Here is a 14,435-nt window from a genome sequence, read left to right on the forward strand (position 1 = left end):
GGGGGCCGCCCCGGGGGGGGGCCCCCCCGCCCCCCCCCCCGGCCCCCCCCCCGCGCCCCCCCCCCCCCCCCCCGGGGGGGGGCCCCCCCCCCCCCCCCCCCCCCCCCCGGGTCGGTCGCGAGCCGGCGCAGGCCCGTCGGGGTGCGGTATGGCGGCCTGGCGCGGGCCCGTCGGGGTGCGGTGTGGCGCGGCCGGTGAGGTGCGCGGGCCGGCACGGGCCCGTCGGGGGTGCGGTATGGCGCAGCCCGTGCGGGCGGGGCCGGCACGGGCCGTCCATCGCACGGCGGCACGGCCGCTCAGGAGCGCGGGCAGGTGGACGCCAGCTCGCTGACCGTCCGGGACTCGCTGTCGTAGCTGCGCGCGGCGACGAACTCCCCCCGGGGACGCTCGACGCCGGCCAGCGCCCGGGCCCGGCGCCGGTCGGCGTCGCGGAACCGCAGCGCCAGGCTCAGGTGCGGAACCCACCGGCCGGGGGCGTGCCACGGTTGCGGGCCCGGGGCGGTGGCGAGCACGTCCCAGACCGCGCCGTGCAGGGCGACCAGTTGCGGCGCGGGCCGGACCAGCCAGACCAGCGGGGCGCTGCCGTCGAGCACCTCCACCCGGTCGAGGCGGGCCGGCAGGGGCAGCGCCGCGTCGCAGAGGTCGGCGAGCCGCTGCTCGGCGCCGGGCGGGAACTCGTCGACCGCGGCGAGGGTCAGGTGCGGCCGGTTCGTGGCGTGCGTGTTCCGCGCCAGGCTGGGCAGGCCCGCGGCGGCCAGCCGGTCCCAGGCCGCCCGTACCGCCTCCTCCAGCTCCGGGGAACAGAGCAGTTCGACCGTACGCACGCCGTCAGGCTAGCCGCCGGCGGTGTGCCGCGCCGTCCCGTGGGGAATGCGCGCCGGATGAGCGTGCTGACCGAGACCGACGAACGCCACCTGCGCCGGGCCGTCGCGCTGGCCGTCACCGCCCGGGACGCCGGGGACGGCCCGTTCGGCTCGTTGCTGGTGGACGCCGACGGGCGGGTGGTGGCCGAGGAGGTCAACACCGAGCGGACCGACGACGACATCACCGCGCACCCGGAACTGAAGCTGGCCCGCTGGGCGGCCCGGAACCTCGGCGCGGACGCGGCCGCGGTGGCCACCCTTTACACCAGTTGCCAGCCGTGCGCCATGTGCGCCACCGCGATCGAGCGCGCCGGCCTGGGCCGGGTGGTGTACGCGCTCAGCACCGACCAGTTGGCCGCGCTGCGCCCGATGCCGCCGTACGCCCCGGTGGCGTACGCCGGTCCGGCGCTGCTCGCGGAGGCCCGGCTCCCGGTCGAGGCGACCTGACCGCGACCCCGGCGCGGGCCCCCGCCGGCTGGCCGGACGTGGCGGAACCGACGGTTGTGCCGGTCGCCGCGACGGGCCGCCGGGGGTGATGAAAGGCTTGCCGCATGAGTTCCGCACCGACCGCGACCGATCCCACCGCCGACGAGACGCCCGCCTTCGCGGATCTCGGGCTGCGCACCGAACTGCTGGGGGCGCTGGCCGCCCTCGGCTACGAGGAGCCGACCCCGATCCAGCGCGAGGCGATCCCGCCGCTGCTGGCCGGTGGGGACCTGCTGGGTCAGGCGGCCACCGGCACCGGCAAGACGGCCGCGTTCGCGCTGCCGCTGCTGCACCGGATGCCCGACCGGCGCGACGGCGGCGACCCGGTGTCGCTGGTGCTGGTGCCCACCCGCGAGCTGGCCGTGCAGGTCTCCGAGGCGTTCCACCGGTACGGCAAGGACCTGGGCGCCCGGGTGCTGCCGATCTACGGCGGCCAGCCGATCGGCCGCCAGCTGCGCGCCCTCGACGCCGGCGTGGACGTGGTGGTGGCCACCCCGGGCCGGGCGCTGGACCACATCGCCCGCGGCACGCTGCGGCTGGGCTCCCTGGCCACCGTGGTGCTGGACGAGGCGGACGAGATGCTCGACATGGGCTTCGCCGAGGACATCGAGGCGATCCTGGAGCACGCCCCCGCGCAGCGGCAGACGGTGCTCTTCTCCGCCACCATGCCGGCACGGATCGACGGGCTGGCCCGCCAGCACCTGACCGACCCGGTCCGCATCCAGATCGAGCGGGAACGGCCGGTGGCCGGCGAGGCGCCCCGGGTGCGGCAGAGCGCGTACATCGTGGCCCGCGCGCACAAGCCGGCCGCGCTGGGCCGGGTGCTGGACGTGGAGTCGCCCACCGCGGCGATCGTGTTCTGCCGCAGCCGCGAGGAGGTGGACCGGCTCACCGAGACGATGAACGGCCGGGGCTACCGGGCCGAGGCGCTGCACGGCGGGATGAGCCAGGAGCAGCGGGACCGGGTGATGGGCCGGCTGCGGGCGGGCACCGCCGACCTGCTGGTGGCCACCGACGTGGCGGCGCGCGGGCTCGACGTCGAGCAGCTCACCCACGTGGTCAACTACGACGTCCCGTCCGCCCCGGAGTCGTACGTGCACCGCATCGGGCGGGTGGGTCGGGCCGGTCGGGAGGGGGTGGCGATCACCCTCGCCGAGCCGCGCGAGCACCGGATGCTCAAGACGATCGAGCGGGTCACCGGCCAGCGGATGACCGTCGACAAGATCCCCACCGTGGCGGACCTGCGTACCCGGCGGTTGGAGCTGACCCAGGCGGCGCTGCGCGAGTCGCTGCTGGAGGACGACCTGGAGCCGTTCCGGGCGATCGTGGAGTCGCTGACGGACGAGTTCGACATGATGGAGGTCGCGCTGGCCGCGGTGAAGCTGGCGCACGAGGCCGCGCTGCCCGGCAGCGCGGACGAGGAGGAGGAGGAGATCCCGCAGGTCGCGGTCCGCCCGCCGCGGGAGACCCGGACCGGGTACGACCGGCGCGGCGACGGCCGCTCCCGCCCGGGCGGCACCACGCAGGTGTTCATCGGGCTGGGTCGGCGCGCCGGGGTCCGGCCGCAGGATCTGGTCGGGGCGATCACCGGGGAGACCCGGGTCAGCGGCCGGGACATCGGCTCGATCGAGATCGCCGACCGGTTCTCCCTGGTGGAGGTGCCGTCCGCGCTGGCCGACGAGGTGATCCGGGGGCTGCGGGGCAGCACCATCAAGGGCCGTAAGGCGACGGTCCGGATGGACCGTGACGGGGGCGGCGGCGATGACCGCGGCGAGCGCCCGTTCGACGCGGCCCGCCGCGGCCGCCGCTGACCGCGCCCGGTCGCGCCCGGTCGGGCGCCGGCACTACGGCCCGCCCGGGCGTCGCCGCGCGGGCGCGTGGGTCGCCGCGCGGGTCCCGCGCCCGGCCCGGGTCCCCGCCGCGCGGGCCGTCATCCGGCCCGGGCGCCCGCCGGGCGGGCCCTCATTCGGCCCGGGTACCCGCCGTGCGGGTCATCAGGCGGCCCATGACGGTGCGCGAGAAGGGGCGGTACCGGGTGTTCTGGAAGGCCGTCACGGGCCACCGGTCCCCCTGCCGGACGAGGACGAAGGTGACCGCCGACAGCCGCTTGGCCGACGGTTCGGTCCGGCCCCGCTGCCAGCGCATGATGATCCCGCCCAGCGCGGACACGACGGCGACGTCGGGGGTGACGAATCGGATGCGCGGCTCCCGCATGGTCATGCGCGAGCCGCGCATGATGCCCGCGAACAGCGCCCGGTGGCCGTCGGCGATAGCCCGCCGGCCGGGCATCCGGGTGCCGTCGAAGGCGGTGTAGTCGGCGTCCTCGGTGAACAGGGCCGCGTACCCCTCGGGGTCGCCCTCGCCCCAGGCGTCGGCGACCCGGGACAGGGTGCGCCGGACGTCGGCGTCAGCAGATTCTTTCAGCATGCTAAACAGTTTAGCATGCTGAAAGAGTTTCCTCAGCTGCCGTCGGTGGACGCGGCGGTGACCCGGGCGGTCTGCTCCTCGAGGATGGCCACCACGTGCCGGACGAAGTGCGCGACGGTGGCCCGTTCCGCCGCGGTGTAGCCGCTCGTCAGGTCGGTGATCGCCGCCCGCATCGGCGCGAAGACCGGCCCCAGCTCGGCGTCGAGCCGCTCCACCTCGACGACCACGAAGGTCTTGCGCCGGTCGGCGGCGTCCGGAACGCGGCGCGCGTACCCGGCGCGGGCCAGCCGGTCCACCAGGCCGGTGACCGCGCCCGGGGTCAGCCCGAGCTGGCGGGCCAGCTCACCGGAGGTGAGCGGGCCGCGCCGGGCCAGCACGTCCAGCGCCTTGTTCTCGGTGGCCGTCAGGCCGCGCTTGGCGGCGACCGCCTCGTGGAACAGCACCACGGCCGTACTCAGCTCCCGACCCAGCAGGTCACCGAGGTCCGCGTGGTCGCTCTCGTCCCCTGTCCTGCGCGCCACCTGACCCGACCCCCTCCGCCCGGCGTCCGCCGAGCCGCGGACCGTACGCCGGCCAGTATGCCGGGGACGGCGGCGAGGACGGCCCTCCGGCCCGCCGTGCCGCACCCCGCGGCCAACCCGCGAGCGCCGACGCCCGGCTCCCCCGACGGCGACCGCGCCGACGGCGACCGGGCCGGACGGCGGCCGGGCCGGACGGCGGCCGGGCCGGACGGCGGCCGGGCCGGACGGCGGCCGGGCCGGACGGCGGCCGGGCCGGACGGCGGCGGGACCCCGGTGGTCGCCGGGGTCCCGCCGTGTCAGGCCGCGGCGAGCGGCTGGCCGCCGAGGCTCTGCGCGTCGACGTCGGCCGGGCGCAACGCCAGGGCGAGCACGTCGGCCACGTCGGCGAGGGTGTGGATGGTCAGCGCCTCGCGGACCTCGGTGGGCAGGTCGTCCAGGTCCGGCTCGTTGCGCTTCGGGATGATCACCTCGGTCAGGCCGGCCCGGTGGGCGGCGAGCAGCTTCTGCTTCACGCCACCGATCGGCAGCACCCGGCCGGAGAGGGTCACCTCGCCGGTCATCCCGAACTCCGGGCGGACCGGCCGGCCGGTCACCAGCGAGGCCAGCGCCGTGACCATGGTGATGCCGGCGCTCGGGCCGTCCTTGGGCACCGCGCCCGCCGGGAAGTGCACGTGGATCCGCCGCCCGGCCAGGGCGTTCGGGTCGATGCCGAGGCGTCGCCCGTTGGAGCGCAGGTACGACAGCGCGATGTGCGCGGACTCCTTCATCACGTCGCCGAGCTGGCCGGTCAGGGTCAGCCCCGGCTCGCCCTCCATGCTGGTGGCCTCGATGAAGAGCACGTCGCCGCCGGCACCGGTGACGGCCAGGCCGGTGGCCACGCCGGGCACCGCGGTCCGCTCCGCCGATTCCGGGGTGAACTTGGGCCGGCCCAGGTAGCGGGCCAGGTTGTTCCCGTCCACCCGGACCGGCGCCGAATCGGACGCCAGCGCGACGGCGACCTTGCGCAGGATCTTGGCAAGGGCCCGTTCGAGCTGCCGGACCCCGGCCTCCCGGGTGTACTCGCCGGCGATCAGCGCGAGGGCCTCGTCGGCGACGGTCACCTCGTCGGCGGTCAGCCCGGCCCGCTCCCGCTGGCGCGGCAGCAGGTGGTCGCGGGCGATGGCGACCTTCTCGTCCTCGGTGTAGCCGTCCAGGGTGACCAGCTCCATCCGGTCCAGCAGCGGGCCGGGGATGGTCTCCACCACGTTGGCGGTGGCCAGGAAGAGCACGTCGGACAGGTCGAGGTCGACCTCCAGGTAGTGGTCGCGGAAGGTGTGGTTCTGGGCCGGGTCGAGCACCTCCAGCAGGGCCGCGGCCGGGTCGCCGGCGTAGCCGACGGCCAGCTTGTCGACCTCGTCGAGGAGCACGACCGGGTTCATCGAACCGGCCTCGCGCAGGGCGCGGACGATCCGGCCGGGCAGCGCGCCGACGTAGGTACGGCGGTGGCCACGGATCTCGGCCTCGTCCCGGACGCCGCCGAGGGAGACCCGGACGAAGGTGCGGCCGAGCGCGCGGGCCACCGACTCGCCGAGGCTGGTCTTGCCGACGCCGGGCGGGCCGGCGAGGGCGAGCACCGCGCCGGAGCCGCGGCCGCCGACCACGCCGAGGTTGCGCTCGGCGCGCCGGTTGCGCACCGCCAGGTACTCCAGGATCCGGTCCTTCACGTCGGCGAGGCCGGCGTGGTCCGCGTCGAGCACCGCGCGCGCCGCCGCCAGGTCGGTGTTGTCCTCGGTACGCGTGTTCCACGGCATCTCGAGGACGGTGTCCAGCCAGGTACGGATCCAGCCCGCCTCCGGGGAGGCGTCGCTGGCCCGCTCGAGCTTGCCGACCTCGCGCAGGGCCGCCTCGCGGACCTTCCCCGGCAGCTCGGCGGACTCCACCCGGGACCGGTAGTCGGCGGAGCCGTCGGGCTCGTCCTCGCCGAGTTCCTTGCGGATGGCGGCGAGCTGCTGGCGGAGCAGGAACTCCCGCTGGGACTTCTCCAGCCCTTCGCGGACGTCGCTGTTGATCTGCTCGGTGACCTCCTGCTCGGCGAGGTGGTCCTTCACCCAGCCGACCAGCAGTTCGAGCCGGGCGGTGACGTCCGGGGCGGCGAGCAGCTCGGTCTTCTGCGCCAGGCTGAGCCAGGGCGCGTAGCCGGCCGCGTCGGCCAGCTCGGAGAGGTCGGTCATCCGCTCCATCGCGTCGATGACCTGCCAGGCGCCGCGCTGCTGGAGAACCGAGGTCATCAGCGCGCGGTACTCGCGGGCGAGTTCCCGGGCCTTGCCGGCCGGGGCGGGTTCGTCGAGCGCGGTGGCCTCCACCCAGAGGGCGGCGCCCGGGCCGGGCACGCCGGAGCCGATCCGGGCCCGGGTGAGGCCGCGGACCACGGCGGCGGGTTCGCCGCTGGGCAGTCGGCCCACCTTCTCAATGGTGGCGACCACGCCGACGGAGCCGTACTCGCCGTCGAGGCGGGGCACGGCCAGCAGCGTCTTGTCGCCGGTGGCGCGGGCCGCGTCGACCGCGGCCTGGGTGGTCGGGTCGAGGGTCACCGGGATGACCATGCCGGGCAGCAGGACGGCGTCGGTCAGGGGCAGTACCGGAAGAGTTGCCATCGAACACCTGCTATCACGTTGAGTTGAGCGTGTCAGACTCAAGTAACAAAGCGTTCCCCTTGTTCCTGGCTGTGACCCACGCCACGCTCCACCCTCGCCTCCGGAGCCCCGCCCCGCATGGCGCGGCACGATTCGGCCGACGGATATGCCGACCCGCCGAATGGCGAACGGCAAGTATTGTTGCGAATTCGCCGCGAGATACGTCAAACTCGTACTCACACCCCGCCCGACACAGGGAGTAATGGCGATGGCAAGGAAAGTAATCACCGTTCTGACCGACGACCTGGACGGCGGAAAGGCCGACCGGACCGTCGAGTTCAGCCTGGACGGCGTGGCGTACACGATCGACGTCTCGGACGAGAACGCCGGGGTCCTGCGCAAGGCCCTGGACCCGTACATCAACGCTGGCCGGCGGATCGGGCGCGGACCGGTGGAGACCGGGCGGGCGACCCGCCGGGCCACCTCCGCCACCTCCGGAATGGATCGCGAGCAGAACCGCGCCATCCGGGAATGGGCCGTCAAGAACGGCTACGAGATTTCCGAGCGGGGCCGGATCCCGGTCTCCGTGGTGGAGGCGTACAAGAACCGCTGAGGTCCCGGCTCACCGTCGGGCGTCCCGGGGTCACGCTGAGAAATCGGCGTGGCCCCGTCGGCTTTCCGGCCGCCCGACAATTTGTGCCCGGCGGCGGGACCGGCACCGGCGAGCGGTCTCCGGCGGGCACCGGCAACGGCACGGCCGGGGCCGTCCGGGTCTCGCCCGGCCGGCCCCGGCCGTCGTGCCAGGTCAGTTGACCCGGATCCGCACCACGTCGAAGGCGGGGGTCTGGTTGGCCCGCTCCATCATCGGAATGCGGTGCGAGCCGTCACCGGCCCAGACCGCGCACTGGGCGATCCCGGACTGGGCCAGGCCGGGGACCTGGATGAGCACGTCGTCCGCCTGGTCGCTGCCCCGGCCGTCCTCGGTGGCCACGAAGAACGCCGGCACGTCCTGCGGGTTCGGGGGCTGGCGGGTGCTGCTCAGCATCCGGCACGCGGTGTGGAAGTGGCCGCGCACCAGGCCCTGGTCGTTGAGCAGCGAGCTCTCCAGGTAGTAGCCGCCCTGGCCGGCGGCGAGGAACCGGTCGCGGATCAGGTTGCGGGTGGTGACCCGGAGCGTGAACGGCTGGTTGCGCTGGACCCGGTTCGGGAACTGGGTGATGAGCAGCGAGGGATTGTTCTCCGCCGCGCCGACCTCACCGAACGCGGTGCTCACGCAGCGGTTCCCGGCCTGGAAACCGTTGTGCGCCTCGAGTTGGCTGTTGGCGCAGTCCTTGGCCAGAACCTCCAGCCCGTTGTTGCCGCCGCCGTTCTGGCCGCCGCCATTGTTGCCACCCGGCTGACCGCCGTTCTGGCCACCCGGCTGACCGCCGTTCTGGCCACCCGTCTGGCCGCCGTTCTGACCACCGTTCTGGCCGCCATTCTGGCCGCCATTCTGGGCGTTGTCCGCAATCGCGCACTGGGCGAGCTGGTCCAGTCCCTGCGGGCGCTGGGCGACCCGGCCGATCGCCGTGGCGATCCGGTTGAGGATCGCCGTCCGCCGGTCGGCGAGCGGCCGCAGGATGGTGTTGTTGATGACGTCGCCGCCGTTGCGGGCGTTCGCCGCGAGCCGCCGGTTGGCGTCGGCGATCTGGCTGTCCAGCAGCGCCAGGTTGCGGTCCACCTCGGCGCGCGCCTGGGCGGGCACCTCGGGCAGCTTGGCGCGGACGTCCGGGCAGGCCACCGTCGGAGTACCGGCGCCCGCGCCGCCCCCCTTGGTCTGCTGGCACTCGCCGACCGACATCTGCCCGTCACCCCAGTGGTTGCGGACCCAGCGGCCGTTCTGCCAGGTACGGGTGGTGCTGCCCTGCTGGCCCGGCGCGGTGGAGCCCGGGCTCGGGGCGGTGCACGACGCCGAGGCCGACCGGAGGTTCGTCCGCCGGTCCTGGGCGGACGAGATCTGGGTGACGGCGACGATTCCGCCGAAGACCGCGAGCGTGCCGACCACGGCCAGCAGCCGCTTGCTCCGCGCGTTACCGGATGACCGGCGCGCCCGTGTGGACCTGCGCATCGAATTGCTCTCCTTCTCGATCCGGTAGCTGATTCGTGACCCTGGCGGACCGACGGAATTCGGGGTGAGGATCACTGCGACGTTCCGGTTGCACGTCGATGAGCGACGATGCCCTTTCCGCACCGTCACCGCGCCTGTGCCGCGCGGCCGGGAAGATCTCGTCCATTCCCGCTTAGGTACGGAGCGACGGCGGCGATGGTTCAACCGGCGATCGGGAGATTTTTCGGCGAAGTCCGGCCGGTCCCGGCCCGGGCCGGGACCTCAGTCGGCGTAGAGGTGGTCGAAGGCGAAGCCGCCGTCGGCCTCGTCCCGCCGGGCGGCCAGCCCCCGGATCTCGCGGCGCACCTCGTCGCGCGCCACCAGCGGCGGTTCCCCGGCCGCGAGGTCCCGCAGCCGCTCCCCCACCGCCAGCGCGGCCAGGTCCTCGGCGAGCCGACCCGGGTCGATCCCGCAGGAGAACCGCCCGACGTCGAGCCGGACCCGCTCCACCAGGCACCGGCCGGGCCGCACCTCGACCCAGCCCCAGCCCTCGGCGGGGCCGCCGGTCCAGCGCACGTGCAGCCCGCGCAGGATCGGGTCGGCGAGGGCGCCATCCACGTACCCGGCGACGGCCGCCGCCCGGGCCAGCGCGCCCAGGTCGTTGACCGGACCACGGCGACCGTCGGGCAACCGGCCCAGGATGTCCCGGAAGCCCACCGCGTCGCCGCCGTCCGGGCCGGTGCCGGCCGCGTAGGCCCGGGCGTCGATGACGTACTCGACGAGCCGGCGCCCGTGGTCCGCGCCGCGCAGGGTGGCCGACTCGACCCGCAGCAGCGGCAGGCCGACGGCCGCACAGACCGTGCCGGTCAGCCGCTCGGCCCGCCGGGCCGGCGAGCCGGGCTCCGCCGGCGGGGCGAACGCGACGGCGAACAGCGGCCATCCGGTGTCGGCCGCGCAGACCACCTGGTCGAGGAGTTCGCGGATGGCGGTGCTCCACTGGTGGCCGGTGACGCCCGGCGGCCGGCGCTGCACCAGCTCGCTGAGCCGGCGGGCGGGGTGGACGACCAGACCGGAGCGGGTGGGCGAGGTCGGGCCCGCGGCCGTGACCGCACGCAGCCAGGAGGCCCCCTCGGTGCGGGTACTCGTCATCTTCGCCAGATCCATCCGTCGGTCGGTCGACCGGAGCGAGTCTAGGTCCTGCCCGAACCGGACGAACGGGAGGCGGCGGCCGGCGCGGGCGACGAACCGGGCGGCGCGTGGCCCGGGTCCGTGCGGCGCCGTCCCGCGGCGCCCGCCGGTGGCGCCCGGTCCTCAGGAGAAGCCCGAACACGACTGCCCGGCGCGGAAACGGGTACGCCCCCGCCGGTCCGGTCGGTCGTGGAGCGGAGGCGGACATGACGCGCCAGCAGTTCGGGTTCCTCGCCGGGTTCCTCCTGGTCGCGGTCTGGGCGCTGGGCGGGCCCGGCGCCGCCGCGGCCGCCACGCTGGCCGGGCTGGTCGGCTGGCTGCTGGTCCGGCTCGTCGACGGCGACGTCACCGTCCCCGGCCTCGCCGACCGGGTGACCGCGGGCCGGCGCCGCTGAGCCGGGCGCCCGGATGACCGGCACCCTGCCCCGGCGCGGCAACACCCCCGCTCGCGCCCCGGCCGCGACCGCCGCCCGCTGGACCGAACGGCGGATCGCCCGCCTCGCCGAGGACGCGGCGGGCGGTACGCCGGCCGCCTCCGCGCCGGCCGCGACCGTCCGGGTGGCCGGGAACGTGGCCCGGGTCGATCTCGATCTCGTGGTGGACCACGGCGCGCACCTGCCGGCGGTCGCCGAGGCGGTACGCCGGCGGATCGCGGACCGGGTCGAGGCGGGCACCGGACTCACCGTGGAGTCCGTCACCGTCACCGTGGTGGACCTGCGGCTGCCCGGCGAGCACCGCGGGACGGCGGGCGACCGGACCGCCCGCCCGGCAGCCGGGGGCTGACGTGCGTACCGTCAACCGGGTCGCCACCCTGCTGCTCGCCGTCACCCTGCTCGGCGGCGGGGTGCTGGTCGCCGTCGAAGGGCTGCTCGCGGCACTGGGCCGTCCCGGCCCGCTGCTCGGCCGCTGGTCCGCCCTGCTCACCGGGGCACGGTGGCAGGACCCGCCGGTACGCGCCGTCGCCGCCGGCCTCGCCCTGCTCGGCCTGGTGGTGCTCGCCGCCCAGCTGCGCCGGTGGCGTCCGGTCCGGCTGCCGACCGCCGGCCACGACGGCTGGCACCTGCACCGCCGCGGCGTGGAGCGGCGGCTGGCCCGGACGGTCCGGTCGGTGCCGAGCATCCGGCGGGCGCGGGTGCGGGTGCGCCGGCATGGCGAAGCCTGGCGACCCCGGGTCATCGCCACCGGCGACCCGGCGGCCCGCGCCGACGTCGAGTTCGCCCTGCGCCGGGAACTCGAACGGCTGGCCGCGCCGGGTTCCGGCCGGATCGAGGTCCGGCTCGTGCCGTCCCGGCGGGCGACGTGAGCAACGCCGCGCACCGGCTGCTCTGGACGGTGCTCGCCCTGCTGCTGGTGGCCGGGGGCGGGACCGCCCTCGCGGTGGGCGCCGGCGGGCTCCCCGGCGGGGACGCGCCGCTGCTCGGCGCCGCCCTGCTGCGCTGGTGGCGGGCCGGTACGCCGTGGAGCGCGCTGGCGGTGACGGTCGGCGGGCTGCTGCCGGCCCTGGCCGGGTGGCGGCTGCTGGTCGCCGCCCTGCGGGTGCCCGACCGGTTGGACGGCACCCTGGCGCAGCCGGCGGAGGGCGGCGGGCGGACCCGGGTGGCGGGCGCCGTGCTGACCGGCGCGCTGGAACGGGACCTGCTGCGGGCGCCCGGGGCGCGGCACGCCCGGGTGGTGCTCACCGGACCGGTGGCCCGGCCGGACGTCTGGGTCGAGGTGCGGCTGGCCCCGTACGCGGAACTGGCCGCCGTCCGCGACCACGTCGACGCCGCCGTGCGGCGCTTCGCGGCGACGGTGGGCTGCCGCCCCGCGCACCTGGACGTCACCGCGCTGCTCGACGAGTCCGCCCGCTGAGCGCCGGCGCCCCGAGCACCACCGCCGGAGCCGGTACGCGAGGATGGGCGCAGCCGAGCGAGGGAGCGGTCGTGCGGGTGGTGTCGCTGGTGCCGTCGTTGACCGAGGCGGTCGCGCTGACCCGCCCGGAGGTGCTGGTCGGGGCCACCGACTGGTGCACCCATCCGGCCGGGCTCGACGTCGCCCGGGTCGGCGGCAGCAAATACCCGGACCTGGACCGGGTGCTGGCCCTGCGGCCGGATCTGGTGCTGCTCAACGAGGAGGAGAACCGGCGCGCCGACGCGGACGCCCTCGCGGCGGCCGGCGTGCCGGTGCGGGTCACCTTTCCGCGTACCGTGCCCGAGGCGCTGACCCAGCTCGGCGAGTTGGTCGGCGCGCTGGGCGTACCCGCCGAACCGGAGTGGCTGCGCGCGGCCCGCCGCGGCTGGGCCGAGCTGCCCGTCCCGGCGGCGCCGCGCGCCGCCGTGGTGCCGGTGTGGCGGCGGCCCTGGGTGGTGCTCGGCCGGGACACGTTCGCCGGGGACGTGCTGCGCCGCCTCGGCGTCGTCAACCAGTGGGCGGGACACGACGAGCGGTACCCGCGCCCGAGCCTGGCCGAGCTGCGGGCCCGGCGGCCCGACCTGGTGGTGCTGCCGGACGAGCCGTACCGGTTCACCGCCGGGGACGGGCCGGAGGCGTTTCCGGGCGTGCCGGCCGCGCTGGTCTCCGGCCGCCACCTGACCTGGTACGGGCCGTCGCTCGCCGCGGCGCCCCGGCTGCTGGCGGCCCAGCTGGCCGGGGCGGCGTGACCCGGGGCGGGCCGTCCCGCCCGCCCCGGACGCCGGCTCAGGCGATCGGCGTGGCGTGCACCGGGTCCAGCTCGCGCAGGGTGGTGTCGTCCACGTCGTACCCGATCGCGTTGTGCACCTGGACCACACCGCCGACGTGGGCGGCGAGCCGCCCGGCGAGTTCGACGGCGCTGCGCCGGTCCAGCCGGCCGTCGAGGGTGACCTCGCCGTCGCGGACCTGCACGGTGACCAGGCCGTCCCGGACGGCGAGCACCCGGCGCAGCACCTCCTGCACCACGTCCTCGCGGATCTCCGCGTCGGTGCGCAGGTGCACCCGGAGCAGGTCGCTGCGGGTCACGATGCCCACCAGCCGGCCCAGGTCGTCCAGCACCGGCAGCCGCTTGACCACCTCACGGTCCATCAGCCGGGCCGCCGCCGGCAGCGAGGCCCGCGCCGTGGTGGTGACCGCCGGGCTGGTCATCAGGTCCTTGGCGACCAGCGCGCCCGCCTTCTCCCGGGCGGTGCGCCGGCGCCGTCCCTCGAAGACCCGGCGCTCGTCCGGGTGACCCGCGCGCTCCACCCGGTGCAACAGGTCGGCCTCGGAGACCACGCCCAGCACCCGGCCGAACGAGTCCACCACGGGCACGGCGCTGATGCCACGCCGGATCAGCACGTCGACGATCTTGCGGTACGGGGTTTCCTCCCGCGCCGTCGCGACGTCCCTGGTCATCACGTCGTCCACCTGCCATGTCCTCATCACGAACCTCCTCGGCCGGGGCTTCCACTCGCGACGCTAGGCCGGCCGGCGCCCGCCGGTCAGAGGCGGCCGGCCAGGGCGGGAGGGGCCGACCGGACCGGGCGGCAAGGGGTCCAAGGTCCCGGTCGGGAGCGGCCCGTCGGCCCTGCTCCGGACGGCGCGGCAGCGATGGAATAGAGATGCCACCGGGAAGAGCGGTGCGAAGCAGAGAAGGGACGTGGACACCATGACCGCGACGATCGAGCGGATCACCGCCAACGCCAACACCAACACCATCGCCCCGGCGGCCAAGACCACCCGGCACGCCGAGACCACCGCGCAGAAGGCCACCCGGTACGTCTACGCCGGACTCCGGATCGCGCTGGGCTGGACCTTCCTCTGGGCCTTCCTGGACAAGATGTTCGGCCTCGGCCACGAGACCGCCGCGAAGGCCGCCTGGATCAACGGCGGCAGCCCCACCAAGGGCTTCCTGGCCTTCGGCGCGGCCGGCCCGTTCAAGGGCTTCTACAACGAGATCGCCGGCGCGGCCTGGGCGGACTGGCTGTTCATGCTCGGCCTGCTCGGCATCGGCGTGGCCCTGATGCTCGGCATCGGCACCCGGATCGCCGCGGTCGCCGGCGGGCTCCTGCTGGTCATGATGTGGACGGCCGTCCTGCCCCCCGAGAACAACCCCTTCATGGACGACCACCTCATCTACGCCGGTGTGCTCGCGGTCCTGGCCCTGGTCGGCGCCGGCAACACCCTCGGCCTCGGCAAGGTGTGGGCGAAGCTCCCCATCGTCCAGCGGCTGCCCTGGCTGAAGTGACCACACCGAGCGCAGTTCCCACCGGGCGGGCGTCGCCGAGAGGCGGCGCCCGCCATCTCATGCCGTCACCGG

16 protein-coding genes are annotated in these 14,435 nt (G+C 75.8%); 9 read left to right on the top strand and 7 right to left on the bottom strand.

Going from position 1 to position 14,435, the window contains the following annotated elements; translation table 11 throughout:
- Nucleotides 1-296: 296 nt before the first annotated feature.
- Entirely contained in the window at nucleotides 297-824 is a 528-nt protein-coding gene (locus ACIBPB_RS23050; RefSeq protein ID WP_396841562.1) for a 2'-5' RNA ligase family protein, read from the bottom strand.
- Between the two features lie 57 nt (nucleotides 825-881).
- Here ACIBPB_RS23050 and ACIBPB_RS23055 point away from each other — a divergent pair, with 57 nt between their 5' ends.
- Both ACIBPB_RS23055 and ACIBPB_RS23060 read left to right on the top strand, forming a co-directional pair.
- The gene (locus tag ACIBPB_RS23055; protein ID WP_396841563.1) at nucleotides 882-1,310 is read left to right on the top strand and encodes a nucleoside deaminase; all 429 of its coding nucleotides are present in this window, start codon (nucleotides 882-884) and stop codon (nucleotides 1,308-1,310) included.
- 104 nt (nucleotides 1,311-1,414) lie between these two features.
- Nucleotides 1,415-3,160 (top strand): DEAD/DEAH box helicase, encoded by a 1,746-nt coding sequence (locus ACIBPB_RS23060; RefSeq protein ID WP_396841564.1) that lies wholly within the window; start codon nucleotides 1,415-1,417, stop codon nucleotides 3,158-3,160.
- A 151-nt stretch (nucleotides 3,161-3,311) separates the two neighbouring features.
- On the opposite strand, the gene ACIBPB_RS23065 is transcribed toward ACIBPB_RS23060, so the two are convergent.
- The 3 genes from ACIBPB_RS23065 to lon all read right to left on the bottom strand — a co-directional run bounded on the left by ACIBPB_RS23065 (nucleotide 3,312) and on the right by lon (nucleotide 6,930).
- Nucleotides 3,312-3,776 (bottom strand): SgcJ/EcaC family oxidoreductase, encoded by a 465-nt coding sequence (locus ACIBPB_RS23065; RefSeq protein ID WP_396841565.1) that lies wholly within the window; start codon nucleotides 3,774-3,776, stop codon nucleotides 3,312-3,314.
- A gap of 32 nt (nucleotides 3,777-3,808) precedes the next feature.
- Complete coding sequence (locus ACIBPB_RS23070; RefSeq protein WP_396841566.1) at nucleotides 3,809-4,297, bottom strand: MarR family winged helix-turn-helix transcriptional regulator; 489 nt, start codon at nucleotides 4,295-4,297, stop codon at nucleotides 3,809-3,811.
- Nucleotides 4,298-4,593: 296 nt separating this feature from the next.
- A complete protein-coding gene (lon, locus tag ACIBPB_RS23075) occupies nucleotides 4,594-6,930 on the bottom strand; it encodes an endopeptidase La (RefSeq protein ID WP_396841567.1) in 2,337 nt (778 codons plus the stop codon).
- 247 nt (nucleotides 6,931-7,177) lie between these two features.
- On the opposite strand from lon, the gene ACIBPB_RS23080 reads away from it, so the two are divergent.
- On the top strand, nucleotides 7,178-7,522 hold the full coding sequence (locus ACIBPB_RS23080) for an Lsr2 family protein (protein WP_357322937.1): 345 nt from the start codon (nucleotides 7,178-7,180) through the stop codon (nucleotides 7,520-7,522).
- A 192-nt stretch (nucleotides 7,523-7,714) separates the two neighbouring features.
- Here the strand turns inward: ACIBPB_RS23080 and ACIBPB_RS23085 are convergent, their stop codons facing one another.
- Both ACIBPB_RS23085 and ACIBPB_RS23090 read right to left on the bottom strand, forming a co-directional pair.
- Nucleotides 7,715-9,016 carry a hypothetical protein gene (locus ACIBPB_RS23085; RefSeq protein WP_396841568.1) on the bottom strand — a complete coding sequence of 434 codons (1,302 nt, stop codon included), beginning with the start codon at nucleotides 9,014-9,016 and terminating at the stop codon, nucleotides 7,715-7,717.
- Between the two features lie 261 nt (nucleotides 9,017-9,277).
- On the bottom strand, nucleotides 9,278-10,144 hold the full coding sequence (locus ACIBPB_RS23090) for a hypothetical protein (protein WP_396841569.1): 867 nt from the start codon (nucleotides 10,142-10,144) through the stop codon (nucleotides 9,278-9,280).
- A 245-nt stretch (nucleotides 10,145-10,389) separates the two neighbouring features.
- Here ACIBPB_RS23090 and ACIBPB_RS23095 point away from each other — a divergent pair, with 245 nt between their 5' ends.
- The 5 genes from ACIBPB_RS23095 (at nucleotide 10,390) to ACIBPB_RS23115 (ending at nucleotide 12,822) form a co-directional block, all read left to right on the top strand.
- The gene (locus ACIBPB_RS23095; RefSeq protein ID WP_046565173.1) at nucleotides 10,390-10,578 is read left to right on the top strand and encodes a hypothetical protein; all 189 of its coding nucleotides are present in this window, start codon (nucleotides 10,390-10,392) and stop codon (nucleotides 10,576-10,578) included.
- Between the two features lie 13 nt (nucleotides 10,579-10,591).
- On the top strand, nucleotides 10,592-10,966 hold the full coding sequence (locus ACIBPB_RS23100) for an Asp23/Gls24 family envelope stress response protein (RefSeq protein WP_396841570.1): 375 nt from the start codon (nucleotides 10,592-10,594) through the stop codon (nucleotides 10,964-10,966).
- Between the two features lies 1 nt (nucleotide 10,967).
- Complete coding sequence (locus ACIBPB_RS23105; protein ID WP_396841571.1) at nucleotides 10,968-11,486, top strand: hypothetical protein; 519 nt, start codon at nucleotides 10,968-10,970, stop codon at nucleotides 11,484-11,486.
- Entirely contained in the window at nucleotides 11,483-12,034 is a 552-nt protein-coding gene (locus ACIBPB_RS23110; protein WP_396841572.1) for a hypothetical protein, read from the top strand. Before ACIBPB_RS23105 ends, ACIBPB_RS23110 begins: the two co-directional genes overlap by 4 nt.
- A 71-nt stretch (nucleotides 12,035-12,105) precedes the next feature.
- Complete coding sequence (locus tag ACIBPB_RS23115) at nucleotides 12,106-12,822, top strand: helical backbone metal receptor (RefSeq protein ID WP_396841573.1); 717 nt, start codon at nucleotides 12,106-12,108, stop codon at nucleotides 12,820-12,822.
- A 37-nt stretch (nucleotides 12,823-12,859) separates the two neighbouring features.
- Here ACIBPB_RS23115 and ACIBPB_RS23120 read toward each other — a convergent pair whose 3' ends face one another.
- Nucleotides 12,860-13,558: a CBS domain-containing protein gene (locus tag ACIBPB_RS23120; protein ID WP_046565165.1), complete on the bottom strand. Its 699-nt coding sequence runs from the start codon at nucleotides 13,556-13,558 to the stop codon at nucleotides 12,860-12,862.
- A gap of 217 nt (nucleotides 13,559-13,775) precedes the next feature.
- On the opposite strand from ACIBPB_RS23120, the gene ACIBPB_RS23125 reads away from it, so the two are divergent.
- On the top strand, nucleotides 13,776-14,363 hold the full coding sequence (locus tag ACIBPB_RS23125) for a DoxX family protein (RefSeq protein ID WP_396841574.1): 588 nt from the start codon (nucleotides 13,776-13,778) through the stop codon (nucleotides 14,361-14,363).
- Nucleotides 14,364-14,435: the final 72 nt, after the last annotated feature.

The sequence above is a fragment of the Micromonospora sp. NPDC049836 genome (assembly GCF_044465125.1).
GTDB lineage: Bacteria > Actinomycetota > Actinomycetes > Mycobacteriales > Micromonosporaceae > Micromonospora.